The following is a 23,032-nucleotide window of genomic DNA, read 5'->3' on the forward strand; positions in this document are numbered from 1 at the left end:
AAGAGACGGAGCTTAGCGGGGTGCGCAGTCAAAGTCCTTATGCGCGGCTTAAGCGTCCTGAACAGCGCCGTGCCCGCCTGGCGCAAGGCCTGCTTCGGCAGGCATGCGCGGCACTCGCGAGCACGCCTGGGTGCCGCTTAAGAAATTTTCAGGCTGATTCGAATCAGGGTGATCGTGCGCGTCAAAGGTCGTTGGCCATCACGGGCTGGCCGCTGTGGGCATCGGTTGACGGACGGCAATCGTGCGTCAGATGCAGAAGCACGGCAAGCCGCCTGATATCGGGCGCGCCCGATTGCAGGTCGACGCGCGTCGACACATCGGCCAGCAGCGACGCTGCCCGCGCCGTCTCGCCGCGTTCGAGCAGATGGTCCGCGAAGTGCAGCACGGCGCGCAGTTCGAGCATCGGCGCATGTTGCTCCCTGGCCGTCTGCATCGCGTCGAGCAAATGGCGGCGTGCTTCCGTTTCGAATTCGTCGGCCATCGACGCGCGCCCGTTCGACTGGATCACGCGCGATTGCTCCAGCGCCGTCACGCCCATCACACGCTGCAGTTCCGGGATGAAGAAATGCTCGCCATGTGCATTGCAGAACTCGAGCGCTTCGTCGAGCTTCAGCCGCGCTTCGGCGATGCGCCCCGTTCTCGCCAGGGCTTCCGCGCAAATGGCGATCACGGGCGTCAGCACTCGCCGGAATCCGTACGACAACAACCGGTGCAGCGCGGGTTCGAGCTTTGCAAGACCGGCGTGCGGGTGTCCCTGCAGGATGTCGAGATGGCCCGCGTGACACTCGCCGTACGCCTGCCAGATCTCGAAGCGGTTCAACGCGACCTGCGATCGCAACACGGCGAGATAGCGCGCGGCCGTTTCGAGTTCGCCGCATTGCAGTGCCAATGGCACGGCAGCGACCGCGAGCACGTGACTCAGCGACGGTTCCAGCATGTCAGGCCGGATCGAATTGACGACGTTCTCGACCAGTTGCATCGCCCGCTCGGGATGCCCCTGCATCCACACGATCCGCGCCAGCGTGCCGTTGCCGAACGTCAACGGATCGACCGCGACGCCGAGGCTGCCGGGCGCGACGGGCCCGAGTTCGGTCAAGGCGGCGACCGCCCGTTCCAGCCGCACGCGCGCCTGCTCATGCTCGCCGAAGCAATGCAGCGACACGGCGATCATTTCGGCCGCGAGAATCTGCTGCCACGGCGTGCCGCAGCGTTCGGCAAACGCCTGGAAGCGGGTCGCGAAGCGGAACGACGCGTGAATGTCCGACGACGCGAGCATCGAGTTCCATGCGCCCCACAGCGCGCGCGCCTCGAACGCATCGTCGCGTGCGTGGCGCGCGAGCACCAGCACGCGCTTCCACAACGGGCCCGCCTCGCGCACCGCGCCGCCCGTGTGCAGCAGCGTTGACGCGTACGCGGAACACAAGCGCATTTCACACAGCGTATCGACGGTGCCGGGCGGCAGTGCATCGAGCGCGGCGAGCGCGCGGCCCGAGCGTTCATAGCATTCGTGCAGCAGCGGGCCTTGCAGCAGCGTCCCCACCAGCGAGCCCGCCAGCGCGACACCGAGCGCGGGATTGCCGCCCGGCGAGAACGCCCATTCGAACGCGGCGCGCGCGTCGTCGAGCGCAAGACGCGGCTCGACACCGGCGAGACCCGGCGCGGCACCGCCGACAGACACCTTGCCGTGTTCGATCCGGTCCTGCAGATAATGCATATGACGCGTCGCAATGCGCTGCAACTCGCCTTCGTCGCGCAGCTTCTCCATCGCGTATGCACGCGTGGATTCCGTCAGCCGGTATTGCGCGATCGCGCCGCAGAATTCGACGCTCAACAGCGACTTGGCGGCCAGTTCGCTCAAGCTCGAAATGACCGAGGCGATCGGCATGTCCGGCTCGGTCGCGACCGTGCAGACAGCATCGAACGTGAAGGCGCCGGCGAAGAAACCGAGCCGCCTGAACAACATGCGCGAAGTCGTGTCGAGCAGCGCGTAGCTCCAGTCGAAGGTCGCGCGCAAGGTCTGATGACGCGGCAGCGCGGAACGCAGCCCGCCCGTCAGCAGATTCAGGCGGTCGTCCAGACGCGAGGCCACGCCTTCGACACCGAGCGTCGCCACGCGCGCGGCGGCCAGTTCGATGGCAAGCGGCAGACCTTCGAGCCGCCGGCAGATTTCGCCGACCAGACGGATCGCGTTTTCATCGGCGCCGCACTCGGGCGCAACCGACTTCGCGCGGCTCAGGAACAGTTCGACGGCCGAATGCGCGAGGATCGCGTCGGTGGTGGCATCGCTCGCGGGCACCGCCAGCGGCTCGACGCGAACCACGGACTCGGCCCAGATATGCAGCGGCTCGCGGCTCGTCACGAGCATGCGCAGCGCCGGATTGCGCGCGGCCAGCGCTTCGACGAGACTCGCCACCGCGTCGATCACGTGCTCGGCATTGTCGAGCACGAGCACGCACGGCGCGGCGGCGATCACGTCGGCGAGACTTTCCTGCGTGAGGTATTCATCGGATGCATCGATCCGCAATGCGCCCGCCAGCGCCTTGAGCACGGTGTCGCGCGTCGAGGCTTTGGCGAGTTCGACGAAGCAGACCGGCTCGCTGAAACGATCGCCCCCGGACTCGCGCATGGCGCGCGCGACGTGGACGGCCAGACATGTCTTGCCGATGCCGCCCGCGCCGACCAGCGTGACGACGCACGCGTGGCCGAGCCGCTCCACGATCTGCGCGATCTCGCCCTGGCGGCCGAACAGCGTCGCGGCACAGGCAGGCAGCCCGCCGCCATTCGCGAGCGGGCCGCCCTGCCGTTCGGGCGCGCGCGCGTGACGGTTCTCGGACACCAGCAGATAGCCGCGCCCCGGCACGGTCTTGATGAGTTCGCGGTCCGCGCCGAACAGCTTGCGCAACGCGGCGATATGCACCTGCAGCCGGTTCTCCTCGACGATCGAGCCGGGCCACACGGCGTCCATGATGGCGTCCTTCGACACGATGCCGCCGTCCGCGCGATACAGCACCTCGAGAATGTCGAACGCACGGGCGCCGATCCGCACCGGCCGGCCATGCTGACGAATTTCTCGCAGTTCGAAGCTGACGAGCAATGTGCCGATCTGAATCATGCCCACCTCCAGGAAACGCTGATCGCGAGTTCGATTGAACGATGACGTGCACATGGCTGAAGGCCGAAGATCGGGCGCGCCAACCGTTCGCTGCGTTCGTGGTCATCGGCTTGCGCGCATCGTGCCGCGACGCTGCTCAAAAATTGGGCTGTGTCGATCGCGCAAATGGACAGAGTAAAGAGAATATGCGATCAGATTGTAAGCACGCGTTAAGGAGCGTGTCTTGAATAATAGTGACCTGATATGAATTTGTGCGGTCTTTTTTACCGTTATGAGGATGGCGTCACATCCTGGTGCAAAGGCGGGACGTCAAGGCCCGAACGGCGGCAAATTCCGCCAAAATCCGCGCCGCCCGAAACGGCGCGAATCCATCCGCGATAAAGCCATTAAGGCTGCCAGCCTGTTTTTGAATATTTATTGTCAGTCACTTCCGTGTAAACTGGCCGAATTATGTTTCGCAGGCCATGCATGAATAGAGGACGTTGCTCCATGTCGACTCACACACATCCCGCAGCGGCCGCGCCGCCCAAGCCGAAGGACGCGCTTGGATGCGTGTCGGGCAAATTGCGCAAGGACATTGAATTAGACATTGGCGATATCCGTTTCTATCGCAAGTGCATGGATGAAGCGCATCTGGATCGCATTGCCATGCCGGCATGCGACCGGGGATTTCTGGTCGGCATATCGCTGAACAGCGGGCACCGGCGGAATATTTTTAACGGCGAGCGACTCGTCACCAAACGGTTTGAAGCGGATTCGATTTATATCCGTGATTTCTCAGAAGATTATCGCGCGGATCTATACGGTAATTTCGATTTCGTGCTGGTCGAATTATCGCGCCGCTTTTTCACACGGCTTGGCGACGAGCACGGCGGCCCCGGCATCGACGGATTGACCTGCGCGCTCGAACAGAAAGACCCCGTGCTCGGCCATCTTGCGCGTGCGCTCGACAGTCATCTCGCTCACTACGGCGAGGTCGACTCGCTGTTCGCCGAGCAGATGGGCGTGATCGTCGGCACGCACCTCGCGCGACGCTACGGCAATCTGCGCGATCGCCGGCCGCGCGCGAAAGGCGCGCTGTCTCATGCGCACGAAGCGCGTGCCAAAGAACTGCTGATCGAGCGGTCGCGGCAAGGCGCGTCCATCGCCGATGTCGCCAGCGAATGCAACCTGTCGCGCGGCTATTTCATCCGGGCGTTCTCCCGCGCCACCGGGCGCACGCCGCATCAATGGCTGCTCGAACAACGCATCGGCGAAGCGCGGCAACTGATCGAAGCCACCAGCATGACGCTCACTGAAATCGCGAGCTTTTGCGGCTTCGCGGACCAGAGCCATCTGAACCGCCTGTTCCTGAAGGCGACGGGCACGTCGCCGGGCGCCTGGCGGCGCGCGGCCGGGCGTTAGATCGCCGCCCCTCGGGACGGTGGCCGGGACAGCACTCAGGACGGCACCCGCTTGCCGGGCAGCAAGGTGACCGTGCAGGTCATGCCCGCCGCGAGGTGCATCCCCGCCGGCACGCTGTCGAGATGCACGCGCACGGGCACCCGCTGCGCAAGCCGCACCCACGTGAAGATCGGGTTCACATTGGCCAGCAGGTCGTTGCCGCTGGTGGGGTTGTCGCGATCGGCGATGCCGCTCGACAGGCTGTCCACATGCCCCTGAATGTCGACGCCGCCCGACAGCAGGCGCACTACGGCGCGGTCGCCGACATGCACTTGCGGAATCTTCGTTTCCTCGAAATAGCCGTAGACCCAGAACGAGTGCGCGTCGATGAGCGCCATTCTCGCCGCGCCCGCCGTCGCATAGTCGCCCGGCCACAGGTTCAGGTTGGTGATATAGCCGTCGGCGGGCGCTCTTACCACGCTGCGCGTCAGATTGAGCTGCGCCGTCTGCTGTTCGACGACGGCGGCTTTATATTGCGCCTCGGCCGCGCTATAGGCAGCGATGTCGGCGCGATAGGCGGCATCCGACTGGTTCGCGGCCGACGCGGCATCTTCGCGGGTTTCATCGGAGATCACGTCGCCCGCGAGGTTCGCGCGGCGCGCGGCCTGCTCGCGCTTCATCTGGTCGCGCGACGCGCCTTCCGACATCTGCGCCTTCGCACGCGCCATCTCGGCCTGGGCCCGCGCGATGTCGGCATCCGCCTGCGCGACGGCATAGTTGAAGCGATACGGGTCGAGCACGAACAGCACGTCGCCGCGATGCACGAACTGGTTGTCCTTCACCCGCACTTCACTGACGAGCCCCGACACGTCGGTCGCCACGTCGATCACGTCGGCACGCACGCGGCCGTCGCGCGTCCACGGCGAGTACATGTAGCTGATCCATAGCAGGCGCACCAGCACCACCGCGATCAGCAGGATCGTCACCGTGAAGAACGCGCGCAGGAAGGATTGCGGTTTGATCGTCATGTTGTTGTGTTGTTGCGAGCGGTTTCAGGTCGGCAAGGCGCGTGGTTCATCATGGTTCATCGCCGCGTTATCCACGCACCAGCAAGGAGACGCCGCTGAACATCGCGGCGAAGAGCGCAACCCGGAACAGCCCCGGATGCCATGCATACCGATAGACACCGAGCCGCGCGAACAGCAGATCGAGCATCACGAAAACCACCACGCAACCGATCAGCACGGGCAGCAGATACGGCACGAGGAACGAACAGAATTCAATCTCAGCGGGCATTGTCAGGCTCCATGGCAGCGCGGTCGGCTGCCGTCGCGGCGAAACCGCCGCCCAGTTCTTTCATCAGCAACGCCCATGCGTCGAGCCGTTTGGCCTCGACGCCGGCGAGCCGCTCTTCCTGCTCCTGCTGCGCGTTCTGCGCCGCGAGCACATTCAGAAACTCCGTGATGCCGTTGCGATAGCCCGACTCCGCGATCCGGTAGGCGTCGCGCGCCGCATCGAGCGTGCTTTGCGTCGACGTCTGCTGCTCGTCCAGCGCGTGCAGCGACGTCACCTGCGCCGCGACGCCGCGCATCGCATCGACGATGGCCGCGTTGTAGGCATCGACGGCGGCGTCGCGGTCCGACACGGCCACGCCGTACTCGCCGCGCAGCCGCCCGCCGTCGAAGATCGGCAGCGAAATCGCCGCGCCCAGGCTATGGCCCGCGCCGTTGCTGCTCAACAGGTTGAAGAATCCGCCGAAGGTCGCGGCCGATCCCAGCGACGCTGTAGCAAGCAAATCGATGTTCGGGTAGAAAGCGGCATGCGCGGCCGCCATGCCTTTTTCGGTGGCGAGCACGCGCCAGCGCTGCGCGACGATGTCGGGCCGATGGCCGAGCAGATCGACGGGCAACGACGCGGGCAACGCGACGGGCACATTCAGCGCGAGCGCCGGGCGTTTCAGCGTGTCGCCGTAACCGGCGCCCTTGCCCGCAAGCGCGGCGATATCGATGCGGCTCAACGCGAGTTGCTGCTGCGTCTGCTGAACCTTCGTCACGCTCATGGCCGCTTGCGTCGTCGCCTGCGACACGTCGAGACGGCTGCCGATGCCCGCTTCGAAGCGGGCCTTCGCGATATCGAGCGTGTGCTGTTCTTCCTGCTGCACGGCCAGGTCAGCGTCGAGCAGCGCGTATTGAAGCGCGAGCTGCACGTAGGCGCGCACCACGGCCGTCTGCAGTTCGACTACGGCGAAGCGGTCGTCGGCTACCGAGGCCTGCACGGCATCGAGCGCGCCTTCACGGATCGCGCGGTTCTTGCCCCACAAGTCGAGGTCGTACGAAAGACCCGCCGTTGCGCTGTTGTCCCACACGGTCGTTCCGCCCGGCGGCGCCGGCGTCGTATAACGGGCGAAGCGCTCGCGCTCGAAGTTGCCCGACACGTTGACTTGCGGCAACTCGGCCGCGCCTGCGACCTGGGCCTGGAACCGGGCGTTGTCGATCCGCGCCTGCGCTTCCTTCAGGCCCGGATTGCCCGCGGTCGCGTCCTCGACGAGCCTGTCGAGTTGCGGATCGTTCCATTGGCGCCACCAGTCGCCAGCGGGCCAGGCGGCGTCCTGGCGTGTCGTGCGGATCGCGTTGCCGGGATCGAGCGACGCCGGATTCAATTCCGTTTCGTGTGGACGAATGCCCCCGCTATTGATGCACGAGCAAAGCATCACACACAGCGCCGCCGTCGATAGCGCGCGGCAAGCACGGTTCGTGAACGAGACACGCTGCTTCATGCCGACGCTCCGATGGCAGCCGCTGCCGATGTCTGCCACAACGGCAGCGTGTCGTCCTTCAACATCAGTTCGGTGAAGTACATGAGCCGGCGCATCCGCTTCACGCTCTGCGCATCTGCCGTGGCGTAGTCGGAGTCGCCGGGTTCGATGCGCGACAACGCCCGCCTCGCCCGCTGCGTCGCATTCATCGCGCGGTCTCGCGCCGCTGGAGTGGCGATGGAGAATAGCTCGGCCATCGCGTCGAGCCACGCGTGTTGCAGCGTGAGCCAGTGGTTCGGCAGATGCGCGGCCATGCGCGCGGTGTCCTGGCGTATCACGATCATCGCGCGCCCGACTTCCAGCGCCGCGAACGCCGACGCGACGAGACGCGTCTGGTCCACACGCTCCCCCGCAGGCGCTGACGCGATCCGCATGATGAAGCCGCGCATGCCAGACTCGAAACGATGCGAGAGGTCTTCCAGGTCGTCGTCGCGCGTGGACCTGGTGACGAGCGAGCGGATCTGCTTCAGGTATTGCCGTGAAATCCAGTCGCCCGCCAGCGGCACGATGGTCGAGAACGCGACGGCCGCGGCGGCGATGCCGAGCGACAGACCAAAAGCCGTATCGAGAAACTCTGCAGGATGGTACATAACAGGATTCGCGATATTGACCGTGTAGCAGAAGAACACACCGAAGCCGAGACCCAACGTGGCGGTTTTCGGAAACGTGTTCAGGTAACTGCTCACGACGATCGGGAATGCCATGCACGCAGCGAGCAATGGAAAGCAGTCGAACAGCGGGAACACAAAGAACGCGATGAAGAAGCCCGCGATCGCACCCGCAAGGCAGCCGCAAAACATCTGCCAGCTCGCGACAACGGGATCGGGCGCGAGCGTGAACAGCGCGCTGACGATCGCGACGGAAACCAGCGCGCTCGATCCGCCCACCCAGCCCGACGCCAGCCACATCGCGCCCACCGACAGCACGGCCGCCGCCGCGCGCATGCCGTCGAGGATGGCCGCCGCGCGATTGGACGTGGCGCGCGTGCTGTCGATATGCGTGATCAGCCGCAGCACCGATTGCGCCCAGGGGCGTTGATCGGCGCGGCGCGCATCCACGAAACCGCGGCACAGCTCGCGCAGATTGCCGGCGAAGCCGTGCAGCGCCGCGCCCGTCATGTCGATGAAGACACGTTCACACGCGGGCACGTCTTCCAGCGCTTTTAGCGCGGCGTCGACTCGACCTTGCAACGAGCGCTCGAACCCGGCAAGCGGGGCCGACAGCGCATCGACCTGCAACTCCGGCGACGCATCCGGCGCAAGACCCGCAGGCACGATCGCGAGCAGCGAGCCAATCAGTTCATGGGCGGCGCGCGTCGTGCGCGAGCCGGCTTTGGCGGAGGCCCGCGCGATCACCTGGTGCAGCGCGTGCGCCGAGGCGAGCGTATCGACAAAGCTGGTATCGAGCTTGATGAATGCATGATTTTGCAGGCGGATCGACGGGTCTTCGAACACAGCGCCGACGCGCAGGCTTTGCACGTTCGCGCGCTCGCGCAGCAGATCGAGCATCGTGCCGAAGCCGTCCTGCGGCAGCGTCGCGCCGGGCAGCGTGTGAATGGCTGCGAACAGATGACCGAGATTGTTCCTGCTTGCCGCGTACAGATCGGGCGCCACGCGGCGCGGCAGAATCAGTGCGCTGACCAGACTCGCGCATGTGACGCCGATCACCACTTCACTGATCGTGTAGACGATGTTGTCGAACACGCCATACGGATTCGACAACGTGGGCAGCGACGTGATCGCGGTCGCATAGCCCGTCAGCAGAAAACCGTATGACTGGAAGTTGCGGAAGTACGACGAGCCGAACACGCACACGCCGATCCACGCAGCCAGCGCGAGCAGAAAGAGCCACGACGCCTGCGAGAACAGCGACACCAGCACGAGCCCGGCGAGGCTGCCGCACACCATGCCGAGACCGCGATAGAAGCCGCGTGCTATCACCATGCCGCTTTGCTGGAACATCATCACGACGATGCACGACACCATTGCCGTGCCGGGCCCGCGCAGTTCGAGGCGCATGCACAAGCCCATCGCGAGCGTCGCGGCAATCGCGACCTTGGCGACATGCCTGAAGCGCGGATAATCGTCGCTCCAGTATTGCCTGAGTTCGTCACGCCATCGCGGCCACGCCGCGACGCCTGCATCGAAGTTCATAGGGATGTCCGTGTCTTGCCGGGTCGGTACGGTATGGGCGTTGCCTTCGAAAAAAGGCGCGCAATACGCGTACGGTGAAGGCTTTGATTTTGCGTGAAACAGGGTCACGTCGATTGCCGAATCGCACGCTGATGATTGCAATGGACCCGCCATGAAATTCTCGTGTTGCGCGAATGCGAACGCGCCTTCATGCTATGAGCGATAACGCATTCACACATTCCTCGCGACGCCATTCATGAACCTCTCTTTTGAAGTCCTCCAGGCGCTCGATGCCATCGACCGCACGGGCACGTTCGCAGCCGCAGCAGAAGAGCTGCACAAGGTCCCCTCGTCGTTGACCTATCTGGTTCAGAAGCTGGAAGTCGATCTCGGCGTGAAGCTGTTCGAGCGCACGGGCCGCCGCGCGAAGCTCACGCATGCGGGCCGCGTGATCGTCGAAGAAGGCCGGCGTCTGCTCGAAGCCGCACGCGAGCTCGAACTAAAAGCGAAGCGGATCGAGCATGGCTGGGAATCGGAACTGCGCGTCGCCATCGACGAAATCATTCCGTTCGATCTCATCTGGCCTCACGTCACCGAGTTCTACAAGCTCAATCTCGGCACCCGGCTGCTGCTGTCGAAAGAAACGCTCGGCGGCACATGGGACGCGCTGATCACACGCCGCGCGGATCTCGTCGTCGGCGCGGCGGGCGAGCCGCCGCCCATCGCGAACCTCGTTGCGAAGCCGATCGGCTCGTTGCAGCACGCGTTCGTGATGGCGCCCGGTCATCCCCTCGCCTCGGCTGCCGAGCCCTTGACGATGGATGCTGTCGCGCGGCACCGCGCGGTCGCGATCAGCGACACGTCACGCAAGCTCACGCCGCGCACCATTGCGCTCGCCGCCAATCAGGAAGTGCTGACGGTGCCGACGCTCGAAACCAAGCTCGCCGCGCAGATTCGCGGCCTCGGCATCGGCACGGTGCCCGAATGTATCGCCGCGGGGCCGTTGAATCGCGGGCAACTGGTGCGCAAGGAAGTGTCGGGGATGCGCTCGGTTACGCACTTCTATCTCGCATGGCGCGACGACGAAGCCGGCAAGGCATTGCGCTGGTGGGTCGATCAGCTCGATCGCCCTGACCTGATCGACGATGTCGCGCATCGGCTCGTGGCCATGAGCTGACGTGACGAATGACGCAGGGCGCCAGGCGTAGTTTCACAACGGCGTGGCGCTGATCAATCTGCTTCCCGCATCCGCATGCGGCCGGTCGCCCGACGCGATCGCCGACGCGAGCACTTCGTTCCAGATCGCATGGGTTTCCGGGTTGGGCCCGCGAACCCGCACGAGCGCCGCACCCAGCGCCGCGAGAAGCCGCAGCCGCGCGCGCTGGCGCGGCAACGCATGCGCGGATTCGTCCGCAGGCGCAATGGCAGCAAGCGCACGCCGCGCCCATGTGCAGCACTCGTCGATCAGCGACAACTCGTAGAACAGAAAGACGGCATTGGCGGGCAGCGTTTCGCGTAACGCTGCGTCGCCGTCCTCGGACAGCACCCAGCCGAGTGCCGCGCGAACCTCGTCGAGCAGCGCGGGCATCCCGCTGCGCCAGCGTTCTCCACCGCATTGACCTGCTGCGCGCGCGTTACTGTCGATTACCGTGGACAGATAGCGCGCATGATTCAGCGCGACGACACGGCGCTCGCCGTTGTCGTCGAGCTTCTGCCGCGCGTACATGCGGGTCGTTTCGAGCAGCCGGAATGACGCGATGCCCGGCCCGGTGCTCGCGACCACCAGCGACTTCTCAACCAGCGCCGCCATCGCCGCGACCACATCCAGCTCGCGCGTTTCGTGATCGCTCGCGACCGCCACGGCCGCCTCGAGCGGAAAACGGTCCGCGAAAATGCCGACGCGGCGCAAGGTCTTGCGTTCGGCTTCGTCGAGCAGCGCGTGGCTCCAGTCGAGCGTCGCCTTCAGCGTCTGATGGCGCGGCAACGCGGTGCGCGTGCCGCCCGTCAACATGCCGAAGCGGTCGTCGAGATGCGCGGCCAGCGTGTCGATGCCGAGCAGCGCGGCGCGGGCCGCTGCCAGTTCGATCGCCAGCGGAATGCCGTCGAGCCGCCGGCACACCATGCCCGTCACGTGAAGGCTCGCGTCGTCGGTGGCGAAGCGCGCGTCGATCGCGCGGGCGCGAATCAGGAACAGGCTCACGGCGCTGCAGCGGCGCACGCGCGGCGTATCGTCGTTCGGCTCGGGCACGTCGAGCGCGGGCACCCAGTACAACGTCTCAGACGGAATACGCAACGGCTCGCGGCTCGTCGACAGCACGCGCAAGTGCGGGCATGCGTTCAGCAGATGGTTCGCGAGTTGCGCCGCCCCGTCGATCACATGCTCGCAGCCGTCGAGCACGATCAGCATGCGCCGCCCGCCAATCGCCTCGACGATGCGCTCGCGCGTCGAACACCCGCTTTCGGGCGGCACGCCGATCACCGATGCCATCATCGCCAGCACGCAGCTCATGTCGGATGCGGAGCCCAGCGACACGAAGTAGACCCCGCCCGGCGCGTGCTCCAGCAAGCGTCGCGCGACCTCGATCGCAACGCGCGTCTTGCCGATGCCGCCCGAACCGACCAGCGTCACGTGACGCGCGTTGCGCAGCACGGTACTGACATGTGCAGTCGCTTCGTCGCGGCCAACCAGCACGGAGCCGCACGCAGGCAGATTGTTCGGCACCGCGCTTTGCACGAGCCCGTGAGGCGCGTCGTGCAAAGACGCGCCTGCTTCGTGCTGTACGCAGGCGCCAGAACCGACCAGCCGATAGCCGCGCCCCGCTATCGTCTTGATCAGGTCGCGGCTGTCGCCGAGCAGCTTGCGCAGCGCCGACATGTGCACCTGAAGGTTGTTGTCGCCGACTACCGAGTCCGGCCATACGCGCTCCAGAATCGTCTCCTTCGACACCAGGCCGCCCTGCGCCTCGATCAGCAGTTCGAGTATGTCGAACGCACGATTCCCGATGCGCACGGTCATGCCGTCGACGCGTGCTTCACGGCGCGTGAGATCGATGTCGAGCGGTCCGACGCGGGTCATGAGCGGATCGCGCAGGCACGCGCACGCAACGCTTCACGGCACGTGCCGTTGAGTCGGAATCGAAAGGCTCGGATAGAGCAAGGCACGATGCGAAGCATGCTGCATACCGGTTGATGTGCTTGGCAGTCTAGAACGGCGCGGCAGATGCATGGGTGGAAAAATCCGAACGATCCGTTCAAAAAATTTGAAGTCGTTGCAAGGGCATCCATTGCGAAGGTCCCGTATGAGGTTCGCATCGAAGCGAAGGCGTGCTGGCGATGCGCGGCGCGCGCTGCGCTGGCTTATCCAACGCAGAGATGGGTGTCGTGCAACTGGATCGCGGCCGCAGGCGCGATATCGCCCGACGTCACGCGCACTGCGACATGCACCAGGGCACAGCGCGTGCGTCGAATCGCGGCCGCCAGTCGTGGTTAACTGTTCTGCGCAGCCGCGTGGCAATGCGCGAGATAAGCATGAATCTGGCTCACGACGGCCGCGCCATCGCCCACGGCGGACGCCACGCGCTTGGTCGATTCGGAGCGTACGTCGCCGACCGCGAACATGCCGGGCAAGCTGGTTTCGAGCGGATAGTGAATGCCTGAGCCACCTGGCGTTTGCGAGCGCCGCGCGAAGCCCGTCACGACGAAACCGTGGCTATCCAGTTCGACACCGCTCGACATGAGCCAGTCGGTCTTCGGATCGGCACCGATGAAAAGGAACAGGTGACGCGTTTCGATCGTCTCGTCGCCCTCGTCTTCGCGCCGCACGCGGACATGCGTCAATCCCGCCTCGTCGCCTTCGAGCGCTTGCAGCGTGCAGCGCGTGCACAACGACACGTTCGGCAACGAGCCGATGCGGTCGATCAGATACTTCGACATGCTCGCATTCAGGTCCGCGCCGCGAATCAGCACGCGGATGCTGCGCGCGAAGTTGGCGAGAAACACGGTGGCCTGGCCCGCGGAATTGCCGCCGCCGATCAGCACGATGTCCTGCCCCTTGACCAGTTTGGCCTCGATGGGAGACGCCCAGTAGTAGATGCCGCTTCCCTCGAAACGATCGAAGCCCGCAATGCCCGGCTTGCGATACGCCGCGCCGCTCGCGACCACCACCGTGCGGGCGTTGACGCGCTGGCCGTCGAGCAGCGTCAGCCCATGAATGCCGTCTTCGCTGTCGACGCACGTGACCTTGCCGGGAATCGCCAGATGCGCGCCGAACTTCAGCGCCTGCTGGAACGCGCGCGCGGCGAGCGCCTGGCCTGAGATGCCCGTCGGAAAGCCGAGGTAGTTCTCGATCCGCGAACTCGCGCCCGCCTGTCCGCCCGGCGCGCGCTGGTCGAACACGGCAACCGACAGGCCCTCCGTGGCCGCATACACGGCGGCAGCGAGTCCCGCCGGACCCGCGCCGACGATCGCGACGTCATACACATGCGAGCGCTCGAAGGTCGGCACGAGGCCGAGGCACGACGCCAGTTGCGCTTCGTCGGGTGCGCGCAGCACGGAGCCGTTCGGGCAGAACACCAAAGGGAAATCGTCCGGGCCTGTGGTGATCCCCGCCAGCAGCGTGGCGGCCTCGGCGTCGTGACGCGCGTCGATCACCGTCGCGGGGTAGGCATTGCGGCGCAGGAAGCCCTGCAAGCGGACGAGGCGCGCATCGTCGCCATTGCCGACGATGATCGGCCCGAGGCCCTGCTCGATCAGCCCCAGCCGCCGCAGGATCAACGCCCGCATGATGTGCTCGCCGAGTTGCGCATCGGCGACGATCAAGGCACGCAGCTTGTCGGGCGACACCACCAGCGTGTCGCAATCGGTCAGCGCAACGCCGTCGATCAGCGCGGGCTTGCCTGACAACTGCGCCATCTCGGCCATGAAATGGCCGTCGTCGTGCTCCGTCACGAGCGTCGAGCGGCCGAAGCTGTCGCGTGAGCTGATTCGCACGCGCCCGTGCAACAGCACGAAAAGCCCTAGCGCGATGCGCCCGGTTTCGAAGATCAGCTCGCCCGCCCTGAACGACATCGGCTGCGCGAAGCGGCGCAGGCTCGCAATCTGCGCAGCGGACAAGCGCGGAAACATCTGATGCTGCCGGAACTCCAGCGACGAATACGGCATCGCCAGATCCGGCGCACCCGCATCGGGCTGGGCGGACAGAAGGTCGGGAGGGTTGATCGCCGGGGTATTCATGACTTTGCTTTGCCTTGACTGGATATGTTGACGCGAGCGGCCGCTAGTGAGGCCACTCCGACCCCAGCACCAGCCCGCAAAAATTCAGACGCCGATAGTCCGGGTCCCATCTGTCGAGCACGTCCGCGTTGACCGTGCCGAACGTCGTTTCAGGCCGATGCTCCATGCCGCGCGCGTACGCCTCGATCAGCTTCGTCTTGAAGCCGCGTTCGCGCGGAAACGCCTGCACGATGTCATTGCGCTGCTGCGCGATGAACTCGTGATAGCGCGCGCCGCGCACGTCCATTTGCACGCCGGCGCTGAGCAGCGCGACGAGGGGCGGCATGTGTTCGGGAATGCCGGGCGTGGTATGCAGCGCGATCGCGGTCCACACTTGCGCCGTCGCGGATTCGTCGGCGCGATGACAACGCAGAAACTCGCGCGCCGCGTTCGCGCTGTCGATCTCGAAGCGGTTCGGCGAATGGGCGTACCGCTCGTTCAGCCCGGCGTTGTGAAAAAGCGCGCTCACGTACAGCAGTTCCATGTCGAACGCGAGCGCTTCCTTGCAGCCTATCAACGCAGCGAACAGAAACACGCGCAACGCGTGATGCAACAACAGCTCGGGCTCGATGCCGCGAACATGCTCGAAAGCCGCGCGAGCCAGCACGCCGTCGGGAATGTCGACGCCGGCCACGTTCTTGTTCATGTTGACTCCTCCGCGCCGGATGATGCCCGGCCATGTGCTCCAATGCACCGTGCAGCGTAGCAATGCGGAGTGAAGAATACTTTGTCGAAGCATTAAAAAACCTGAATACGCGCGGTGAGATCCGTATGTTTCTACGCCGGACTTCCCTGTTTTAAGCGCCTGCAATGCCCCCGGCATCGCGCGGTGCGCGCCGCGAAACACATCGCGTTTGCACTGAGCACATGGCTGCTGGCCGTGCGGGCGGAGGCGTCGCGCGCGATTTCGTGCCTTTAAATTTCCTGAAGCGCCGCCGCTTGACGAGACGCACGAAGTCTACACGTCATGTCACGCGGTTTTGATTGCGTCCAGCGCAATGCCGGATTGCAGCGCGAACGGATTGATCGATCTCCGCGCAACGGATGGTCTGGCCGCAGCGAATCGCGCGCGCCGCCCTATACGAACGTATGAAGCCCTGACTACTTGGATTAAGCAGACGTCCCAACGTACGATGGTTCATTCCGTCGCCCCGGTCTATCTTTGTCTCAAGCGGCAAAAGAACGTATTCCGCACAAAGACAAAACGGATCAGACAGCACGAGGTGAACGGTTCCATGGACAAGATCTTGAGCATGCGCATTTTCTCGCGCGTCGTCGAGTCGGGCAGTTTCAGCGCGGTGGCAGACCACATGAACTGCAGCACGGGCAGTGTGTCGCGCGCCGTGTCGTCGCTCGAAGACCACTTGCACGCACGGCTGCTGCAACGTACGACGCGCAAGGTTTCGCTGACGGAACCGGGCGAGCGCTACTACCGGAAGTGCAAGAAGATTCTCGCCGACCTGGAGGACGCCGAAGCCGAGGCGGGCGACGCGCACACCAGCGCGCGCGGCACGCTGCGGATTCACTGCGTGACCGACCTCGGCCTTGCGCAACTGACGCATTCCATTCTGGAGTATCGCAAGCGCTTTCCGAGCGTCGCGGTGCAGGTGAAGTTTCTGCCGCGCATGGCGAACCTGCTCGAAGATGATGTGGATGTGTCGATCGTCGCCGCGCCGGCGTTGCCCGATTCGCGCAACGTCTGCAAGCTGATCGGTCACTGCGAGCGCGTGCTGGTCGCGTCCCCCGCTTTTCTTCAGACGCATCGGGTCGAAACCGCGAACGATCTCGACGAACACGCGCTGACGCCGATGCCGTTCCGCGTCGAGCCGAACGGCCATCCTGTGAAGCTCAGCCTCGTGAAGCCGGCGGGACAGTCGACGGGTCCGGAGGGCGCCCGTCAGTTCGCGATCAACGACACTGAGGCGACCCGCATTGCCACGCTGGCGGGCGCGGGCGTCGCGGCATTGCCGGTGCATTGCGTAATCGACGACCTCCGCAATGGCAGGCTGCTTCAGTTATTCCCCGAATCGCGCCTTCAAAATACGAGCGTTTTCGCCGTTTATTCAAGCCGGCATCATATCGACGCGAAGATCAAGACCTTCATCGACTTCATGACGTCGCATCTGAAAGAGGCGCTCGACACCCGCGTCTTAACCGGGCACCAACCTCAAACCTTTAGCCATGTAGCGCGCGTAATGGAGAATGCATGATGCGCACCATCGCCTTTCCTTTCTTCCGGCCCAGCTATGCGATTGCCGCATGTAGCGTTGCGTTGGCTGCGACCTGTGCGTATCAGGCACCGGGCGTGATGCAGGCGATTCTCGTGGTCGGCGCGAATGCGCAATTGCCGCTTGAACGTCTGGCCGCCGAAGCAGGCAAGCCAACGCCCGTATCGGCGACGGATGTTTCGTCGCCGTGGAAGGAGCATGTGCCCGCGCGAGCGCGGCCTGCGATGCTAAAGCTCGGCAGTTTCGGCGAGCCCGTGCGCGAGCGGCACACGCATCGCGGCATGGGTGGGTATCAGCGCAGCGTGACCGATTACAAGTACTGGACGTAACCTGCAGTTCAGGTTCGTGCTTAAAAAAGCGGGCGATTTGTGTCAGACAAATCGCCCGCTTTTTTTTCGATCGTGATGAATGGCGATGGCGACTTCTTCATCCGCTGACGGCTAAAACAGGGCATCGAACGATTCGCTCGCAGACCTGAACGCGCGGTAATCAGTCAGGCAACTCCGTGTGGAAATAAAACCAGCGGGCAAACAGGCAAGACGCCTTGTTTCCGTGACCCGATCATTCGTTCGATGACACTGATTCGACTCGACAGGAAACGGAAATGGGCAAAAAAAAGGTGATCCGTATTTACAGCGACCCCGCAGGCGGTTGGGGCGCGCTCAAGGCAACGGGTGAAGCGCTGACGCTTCAGGGCATCCCCGTCTCGGGCGCAAAGACGCTGCTGCATATGAACCAGCCGCAAGGCTTCGATTGTCCGGGCTGCGCATGGCCCGACCCGAAGCACACCTCGTCGTTCGAGTTTTGCGAGAACGGCGCAAAGGCCGTCGCATGGGAAGCGACCGTGAACCGCTGCACGCCAGAGTTCTTCGCCGCGCACAGCGTGTCCGAGCTCACCGCATGGGACGACTACGACCTCGAAATGGCCGGCCGCCTCACGCATCCGATGGTCTATGACGCCAGCACGGACCGCTATGCGCCCATCAGCTGGGACGATGCGTTCGCGCTGGTGGGCCGCCATCTGAACGCGCTCGACCATCCCGATCAGGCCGATTTCTACACGTCGGGCCGTGCGTCGAACGAAGCGGCGTTTCTCTACCAGTTGTTCGTCCGCGAGTTCGGCAGCAACAATTTTCCCGACTGCTCGAACATGTGCCACGAAGCGACCAGCGTCGGCTTGCCGCAGTCGATCGGCGTCGGCAAAGGTACGGTGCTGCTCGAAGACTTCGAACACGCCGACGCGATCTTCATCTTCGGGCAGAACCCCGGCACCAACAGCCCGCGGATGATGAGCGACCTGCATTCGGCGTCGCGCCGCGGCGCGAAGATCGTATCCTTCAATCCGTTCCGCGAACGCGCGCTGGAGCGCTTCGCGTCGCCGCAGAACCCCGTTGAAATGGCGACGCTCGGCTACACGCCGATCAGCACGTTCCTGTATCAGGTCAAGGTAGGCGGCGACGTCGCCGTGCTCAAGGGGATGATGAAGGCCATCGTCGAAGCCGACGACGCCGCGCTCGCCGCCGACAAACCGCGCATCCTCGACATCGAATTCATCCAGGGCCATACGCACGGGATCGATGCGCTGCTCGACGATCTGCGCGCAACATCCTGGGATGCGATCGAACGGCATTCGGGTCTGTCGCGCGCCGATATCGAGAACGCGGCGAACATCTACATGCAGGCCGACAATGCGATTCTCGTGTACGGCATGGGCATTACGCAGCACCATCGCGGCACGGAGAACGTCCAGCAGATCGCCAATCTCGCGCTGCTGCGCGGCAACGTCGGCCGCGAAGGCGCGGGCATCTGCCCGGTGCGCGGACATTCGAACGTGCAAGGCAACCGCACGGTCGGCATCACCGAAAAACCGAACAAGGGCCTAATTGAAGGCATCGAGCGCGCCTTCGGTTTTCGCCCGCCGGCCAACCACGGCAACGACGTGATCGCGACGCTCGAAGCGATGATGCGCGGCGACGCAAAAGTGTTCATCGGACTCGGCGGCAACTTCGCGGCCGCGATTCCCGACTGGGTACGCATGCAGGAAGCGATCCGCAAGCTCAACCTGACCGTGCACATCGCGACCAAGCTGAATCGCAGCCATCTCGTGCATGGCAAGGAAGCGTTGATTCTGCCGTGCCTCGGCCGCACGGAAATCGACATTCAGGCGGGCGGCCCGCAGTCGATCACCGTCGAAGATTCGATGTCGATGGTGCACGCGTCGGCCGGCCGCAACGAGCCCGCGTCGCCGCACCTGATGAGCGAGCCGGCTATCGTCGCGGGCATTGCGCGCGCGACGCTCGGCGAGAAGTCGCGCGTGCCCTGGGAGCAGATGGTCGCGAACTACGACCATATTCGCGATGCGATCGAAATCGTGTTCCCGATTTTCCAGGCCTACAACGAACGCATCCGCGTGCCGGGCGGCTTCCATCTCACGTCGAACGCGCGCGAACGCGTGTGGGACACGCCGACGGGCCGCGCGAATTTCCTCGTCTTCAAAGGGCTCGACGAGAACCCCTGGCACGACGATCCCGACGCGCTTTGGCTCACCACCATGCGCAGCCACGACCAGTACAACACCACCCTCTATTCGCACTCGGACCGCTATCGCGGCGTGTTCGGCCAGCGCGACGTGGTGTTCATGAACCAGCACGAACTGCACAAACGCGGGCTGCATCCGGGCGAGCGCGTCGATATCGTCGCGCTCTCCACCGACGGCATCGAACGCGTGATCCGCAGCTTCAAGGTGGTCGAGTATTCGCTGCCCGACGGATGCTGCGGTGCGTACTACCCCGAGGTGAATCCGCTCGTGCCGCTCTACGCGTTCGATCCGCAAAGCCGCACGCCGTCGTACAAGTCGGTGCCCGTGAAGATCGGGCGCGCCGCCGCCGTCGGCCCCGACTCCGCAACACGCGCCATCGTCATGCAGGCCGCGTCGCACGCTGGGGAGAACAGCCATGCTTGATCACGTTGCCAACCTGTCGCGCGCACAGTTCGCGATGACGGCCATCTTCCATATTCTGTGGCCGATCCTGACCATCAGCCTGTCCGCTTTCCTCGTGCTCGTCGAAGCACTGTGGATCAAAACGGGCGACGTCATGTACTACCGTCAGGCGCGCTTCTGGAGCAAGCTGCTGGTGCTGAACTTCGCGGTGGGCGTGGTCAGCGGCATTCCGATGGAGTTTCAGTTCGGCACCAACTGGGCAGGCTTCTCGCAGTACAGCGGCCAGTTCATCGGCAACATTCTCGGTTTCGAAGGCGCGATGGCGTTCATGCTCGAAGCGGGTTTCGTCGGCGTGATGCTGCTCGGCTGGGGACGCGTGCCGCGCGGCGTGCACCTGTTCGCGACGGGCATGGTCGCGCTCGGCTCCAGCATCTCGGCGTTCTGGATCATGGTCGCCAACTCGTGGATGCAGACGCCGGCGGGATATGCCGTGGTCGACGGCAAGATCGAGGTGACGAACTATCTGGCCGCGATCTTCAATCCCGACATGGTGTGGGGCGTGTCGCACATGTGGGTTGCGGCCATCGAAACGGGCATGTTCGTGATCGCGGGCATTTCCGCGTACAACCTGTTCCGCAAGCGCCACCCCGAGTTCTTCGCGCGCTCGTTCAAGATCGCGCTTACCGTGCTCGTGATCGCCGCGCCGCTGCAAGTGTGGCTCGGCGATTCGAGCGGCGTCAGTGTGTTCGAGACGCAGCCCGCGAAGGGCGCGGCGATCGAAGGCCACTGGCACACCAATGCGCCGGGCACGGGCGCGTCGTGGTCGCTGCTCGCGTGGCCCGACAAGCAGGCGCAGCGCAATGACTGGTCGCTGGAAGTGCCCGGCATGCTGAGCGTGCTCGGCACGCACTCGCTGCATGGTCAGGTGAAGGGCTTGACCGACTTCAAGCCCGAAGACCAGCCGCCGATGATCCCCCTGCTCTACTACGCGTTCCGCGTGATGGCGGGCATCGGCTTCTGCTTCATGCTGCTGGCGTTCTGGACCGTCTACGCGCTGCGCAAGGCACGCGGCAGCCTCGATGCGCTGCTCGCGCGCCGCAAGCTGCTGCTCGCCTGGGTGCTGTGCATTCCGCTGCCTTACGTTGCCGTCGAAGCTGGCTGGATCGTGCGCGAAGTGGGACGTCAGCCGTGGGTCGTGTATGGGCTGCTGCGCACGAGCCAGGCGGCATCCACGGTGGCGCCCTCCTCGGTCTCGCTGAGCATGGCGATGTTCTTCGCGTTCTATGTCGTGCTGCTCGTCACGTTCTTCGTCCTCGCGCGCCGCTGGCTGCGCACGGGCCCCGACCTGACCAGCGTGCCGCCCGCGATCGTCACGGCGCGCGCCGCGTCGACGAAATCCATTTCCGGCTATTGATGCCGCGTACTCCCCTCAAGAGGTTGCCTCATGGATAGCTCTACACATTCGTTGCTGGCCTACGTGTGGTTCGGCCTGCTCGGCCTGATGCTGGTCTTTTACGTCGTGACGGACGGCTTCGATCTCGGCGTCGGCATTCTCAGTCTGCTGCGCTCGCGGCGCGAAGACCGCGACGTGATGGTCGAGTCGATCGGCCACGTCTGGGACGCGAACGAAACCTGGCTCGTCGTGCTCGGCGGCGGTCTGTTCGGCGCGTTTCCGCTTGCGTACGCGCAGCTGATGCAGGATCTCTACCTGCCCATCATGGCGCTGATCGCGGGGCTCATCATGCGCGGCGCGGCCATCGAGTTCCGCCACAGTGTCGAGCACGGTCCGCTGTGGGACAAGGTGTTCGGCATCGGCAGCCTGGTCGCCGCGCTCGCGCAAGGCGTCGTGCTCGGCAAGATCGTTACGGGACTCGTGCCGGGCGAGATGAGCCAGGGGTTCGTCGTCGTGGCGGCCATCGGCGTGGTGGCGGGCTATGCGCTGCTGGGCGCGACGTATCTGGTCAAGAAGACGGTGGGTATGATCGAGCAATGGTCGCGCCGTCTAGCGCTGCTGAGCGCGGTGCTGACGGTCGCCGCCGCGTTGCTGCTGACCATCGCGACATGGTTCTTCAGCGATGTGGGCCTCGAGCGCTGGTCGCAGCCCGGCGTCATGCATGTGCTGATCGCGCTCGGCCTTGCCGCGGCGCTCGCCTTCGCGTTCATCATGGCGTCGCTGTACATGGGCGCGTCGCGCGGGCCGTTTCGCGGTGCGGTGACGCTGTTCATCGTGTCGTTCGCCGGCCTTGCGGTGAGCCTGTTCCCGGACTTCGTGCCAGGCAAGCTGGGGATCGTGGAGGCCGCTTCCGATTCGCATACGCTCGCGTTCATGCTTGCTGGTATCGGACTGATCTTTCCCGTGATGATCGGGTACAACCTGTACCAGTACTACATCTTCCGTGGCAAGGTGGTCGGCGAAGCGCATGCGGGGGAGTGATTAGACTTGGGTAGGCGATGATGTGGCCGCGTTTCCGGGCGTCCTGGAGCCGTGATGTCGATCACCCCAGACGGTTGAAGATGCGGCGCTCGTCGCGTAGGTCGGGCATTGGGTCGCCGGTCGGCGTGTTTTGCTTTTTCGCTGGCAGCCGCGATGCGTTGTCTTGCTTTATGCGTTGCCCCCTGCGGGGGGGCGCCTACTTTTCTTTGCCGCCGCAACATGGGTCCTTGTTTAGTGTTTTCGCATTTGCTTTCGATGGCATCCGCGTTTTGTTAGCGCGCTTCACGCGGCGCCCCTGTGCGGGACGGAACTTACTTTTCTTTGCCGCCGCAACATGCATCGTTGTTTGGTGTTTTGGTATTTGCTTTCGCTGGCATCCGCGAATTGTTAGCTCACTCCACGCGTCGCCCCTGTGCGGGGCGGCACCTACTTTTCTTTGCCGCCGCAAAGAAAAGTAGGCAAAAGAAAGCGGCTCACACCGCCAGCCCTTGACCTTTGTCCACGGGCCCCCAACGGCCCCACGCTTCACCCGCCAGCGCCCTCGTTCCTGCGCGTTGCCAGCGCGCTGAATAAGCGCCTCACCCACTTCAAACACCCGTACATGAGCCAGCGGCAGCGAATGGTATGCGCCGCCCAGGTGGCAAACTGTGTGTAGGTTGTCGCGTCGTATAGCTCGGCGCTCTTACAAGGTGGGATGCGTGCGCTATCGGTCCGGA

Annotated in this window: 15 protein-coding genes; 7 read left to right on the forward strand and 8 right to left on the reverse strand. The window is 64.5% G+C overall.

Annotated features, from left to right (window positions below; genetic code table 11):
• Positions 1–181 precede the first annotated feature (181 nt).
• Positions 182–3,112 carry an ATP-binding protein gene (locus tag C2L66_RS35355; protein ID WP_054932418.1) on the reverse strand — a complete coding sequence of 977 codons (2,931 nt, stop codon included), beginning with the start codon at positions 3,110–3,112 and terminating at the stop codon, positions 182–184.
• 489 nt (positions 3,113–3,601) lie between these two features.
• Here C2L66_RS35355 and C2L66_RS35360 point away from each other — a divergent pair, with 489 nt between their 5' ends.
• The gene (locus C2L66_RS35360) at positions 3,602–4,516 is read left to right on the forward strand and encodes an AraC family transcriptional regulator (RefSeq protein WP_060608537.1); all 915 of its coding nucleotides are present in this window, start codon (positions 3,602–3,604) and stop codon (positions 4,514–4,516) included.
• 35 nt (positions 4,517–4,551) lie between these two features.
• Here the strand turns inward: C2L66_RS35360 and C2L66_RS35365 are convergent, their stop codons facing one another.
• The 4 genes from C2L66_RS35365 to C2L66_RS35380 all read right to left on the reverse strand — a co-directional run bounded on the left by C2L66_RS35365 (position 4,552) and on the right by C2L66_RS35380 (position 9,463).
• Positions 4,552–5,523: an HlyD family efflux transporter periplasmic adaptor subunit gene (locus C2L66_RS35365; RefSeq protein WP_060608540.1), complete on the reverse strand. Its 972-nt coding sequence runs from the start codon at positions 5,521–5,523 to the stop codon at positions 4,552–4,554.
• Between the two features lie 67 nt (positions 5,524–5,590).
• The gene (locus tag C2L66_RS35370) at positions 5,591–5,791 is read right to left on the reverse strand and encodes a DUF1656 domain-containing protein (RefSeq protein WP_007579001.1); all 201 of its coding nucleotides are present in this window, start codon (positions 5,789–5,791) and stop codon (positions 5,591–5,593) included.
• Positions 5,781–7,271 (reverse strand): efflux transporter outer membrane subunit, encoded by a 1,491-nt coding sequence (locus tag C2L66_RS35375; RefSeq protein WP_060610476.1) that lies wholly within the window; start codon positions 7,269–7,271, stop codon positions 5,781–5,783. The genes C2L66_RS35370 and C2L66_RS35375 overlap by 11 nt, the downstream gene beginning before the upstream one ends.
• A complete protein-coding gene (locus tag C2L66_RS35380; RefSeq protein ID WP_060608543.1) occupies positions 7,268–9,463 on the reverse strand; it encodes an FUSC family protein in 2,196 nt (731 codons plus the stop codon). The genes C2L66_RS35375 and C2L66_RS35380 overlap by 4 nt, the downstream gene beginning before the upstream one ends.
• Positions 9,464–9,698: 235 nt before the next feature.
• Here C2L66_RS35380 and C2L66_RS35385 point away from each other — a divergent pair, with 235 nt between their 5' ends.
• Positions 9,699–10,619 (forward strand): LysR family transcriptional regulator, encoded by a 921-nt coding sequence (locus C2L66_RS35385; RefSeq protein ID WP_054932423.1) that lies wholly within the window; start codon positions 9,699–9,701, stop codon positions 10,617–10,619.
• Between the two features lie 33 nt (positions 10,620–10,652).
• Here C2L66_RS35385 and C2L66_RS35390 read toward each other — a convergent pair whose 3' ends face one another.
• The 3 genes from C2L66_RS35390 to C2L66_RS35405 form a co-directional block, all read right to left on the reverse strand.
• Positions 10,653–12,518 (reverse strand): ATP-binding protein, encoded by a 1,866-nt coding sequence (locus C2L66_RS35390; protein ID WP_082433927.1) that lies wholly within the window; start codon positions 12,516–12,518, stop codon positions 10,653–10,655.
• A gap of 410 nt (positions 12,519–12,928) precedes the next feature.
• Complete coding sequence (locus tag C2L66_RS35400; protein ID WP_060608546.1) at positions 12,929–14,674, reverse strand: FAD-dependent oxidoreductase; 1,746 nt, start codon at positions 14,672–14,674, stop codon at positions 12,929–12,931.
• A 43-nt stretch (positions 14,675–14,717) separates the two neighbouring features.
• The gene (locus C2L66_RS35405) at positions 14,718–15,359 is read right to left on the reverse strand and encodes an HD domain-containing protein (protein ID WP_054932425.1); all 642 of its coding nucleotides are present in this window, start codon (positions 15,357–15,359) and stop codon (positions 14,718–14,720) included.
• Positions 15,360–15,948: 589 nt separating this feature from the next.
• Between C2L66_RS35405 and C2L66_RS35410 the strand changes: the two genes are divergently transcribed.
• From C2L66_RS35410 to C2L66_RS35430, 5 genes are all read left to right on the forward strand, one after another.
• On the forward strand, positions 15,949–16,923 hold the full coding sequence (locus C2L66_RS35410; protein WP_060608549.1) for a LysR family transcriptional regulator: 975 nt from the start codon (positions 15,949–15,951) through the stop codon (positions 16,921–16,923).
• The gene (locus tag C2L66_RS35415) at positions 16,920–17,270 is read left to right on the forward strand and encodes a hypothetical protein (protein ID WP_233445055.1); all 351 of its coding nucleotides are present in this window, start codon (positions 16,920–16,922) and stop codon (positions 17,268–17,270) included. The genes C2L66_RS35410 and C2L66_RS35415 overlap by 4 nt, the downstream gene beginning before the upstream one ends.
• A 275-nt stretch (positions 17,271–17,545) precedes the next feature.
• Positions 17,546–19,903 carry an FdhF/YdeP family oxidoreductase gene (locus C2L66_RS35420; RefSeq protein WP_060608552.1) on the forward strand — a complete coding sequence of 786 codons (2,358 nt, stop codon included), beginning with the start codon at positions 17,546–17,548 and terminating at the stop codon, positions 19,901–19,903.
• Positions 19,896–21,296: a cytochrome ubiquinol oxidase subunit I gene (locus C2L66_RS35425; protein ID WP_060608556.1), complete on the forward strand. Its 1,401-nt coding sequence runs from the start codon at positions 19,896–19,898 to the stop codon at positions 21,294–21,296. The genes C2L66_RS35420 and C2L66_RS35425 overlap by 8 nt, the downstream gene beginning before the upstream one ends.
• 30 nt (positions 21,297–21,326) lie before the next feature.
• Entirely contained in the window at positions 21,327–22,316 is a 990-nt protein-coding gene (locus C2L66_RS35430; RefSeq protein WP_060608559.1) for a cytochrome d ubiquinol oxidase subunit II, read from the forward strand.
• Positions 22,317–23,032: the final 716 nt, after the last annotated feature.

This window comes from Paraburkholderia caribensis, from assembly GCF_002902945.1.
Lineage (GTDB): Bacteria > Pseudomonadota > Gammaproteobacteria > Burkholderiales > Burkholderiaceae > Paraburkholderia > Paraburkholderia caribensis.

Bases quoted from the DNA above. Each gene is read 5' to 3' on its own strand.
- C2L66_RS35355 (WP_054932418.1), bottom strand. From the start codon at position 3,112: ATGATTCAGATCGGCACATTGCTCGTCAGCTTCGAACTGCGAGAAATT.
- C2L66_RS35360 (WP_060608537.1), top strand. From the start codon at position 3,602: ATGTCGACTCACACACATCCCGCAGCGGCCGCGCCGCCCAAGCCGAAG.
- C2L66_RS35365 (WP_060608540.1), bottom strand. From the start codon at position 5,523: ATGACGATCAAACCGCAATCCTTCCTGCGCGCGTTCTTCACGGTGACG.
- C2L66_RS35370 (WP_007579001.1), bottom strand. From the start codon at position 5,791: ATGCCCGCTGAGATTGAATTCTGTTCGTTCCTCGTGCCGTATCTGCTG.
- C2L66_RS35375 (WP_060610476.1), bottom strand. From the start codon at position 7,271: ATGAAGCAGCGTGTCTCGTTCACGAACCGTGCTTGCCGCGCGCTATCG.
- C2L66_RS35380 (WP_060608543.1), bottom strand. From the start codon at position 9,463: ATGAACTTCGATGCAGGCGTCGCGGCGTGGCCGCGATGGCGTGACGAA.
- C2L66_RS35385 (WP_054932423.1), top strand. From the start codon at position 9,699: ATGAACCTCTCTTTTGAAGTCCTCCAGGCGCTCGATGCCATCGACCGC.
- C2L66_RS35390 (WP_082433927.1), bottom strand. From the start codon at position 12,518: ATGACCCGCGTCGGACCGCTCGACATCGATCTCACGCGCCGTGAAGCA.
- C2L66_RS35400 (WP_060608546.1), bottom strand. From the start codon at position 14,674: ATGAATACCCCGGCGATCAACCCTCCCGACCTTCTGTCCGCCCAGCCC.
- C2L66_RS35405 (WP_054932425.1), bottom strand. From the start codon at position 15,359: ATGAACAAGAACGTGGCCGGCGTCGACATTCCCGACGGCGTGCTGGCT.
- C2L66_RS35410 (WP_060608549.1), top strand. From the start codon at position 15,949: ATGGACAAGATCTTGAGCATGCGCATTTTCTCGCGCGTCGTCGAGTCG.
- C2L66_RS35415 (WP_233445055.1), top strand. From the start codon at position 16,920: ATGATGCGCACCATCGCCTTTCCTTTCTTCCGGCCCAGCTATGCGATT.
- C2L66_RS35420 (WP_060608552.1), top strand. From the start codon at position 17,546: ATGGGCAAAAAAAAGGTGATCCGTATTTACAGCGACCCCGCAGGCGGT.
- C2L66_RS35425 (WP_060608556.1), top strand. From the start codon at position 19,896: ATGCTTGATCACGTTGCCAACCTGTCGCGCGCACAGTTCGCGATGACG.
- C2L66_RS35430 (WP_060608559.1), top strand. From the start codon at position 21,327: ATGGATAGCTCTACACATTCGTTGCTGGCCTACGTGTGGTTCGGCCTG.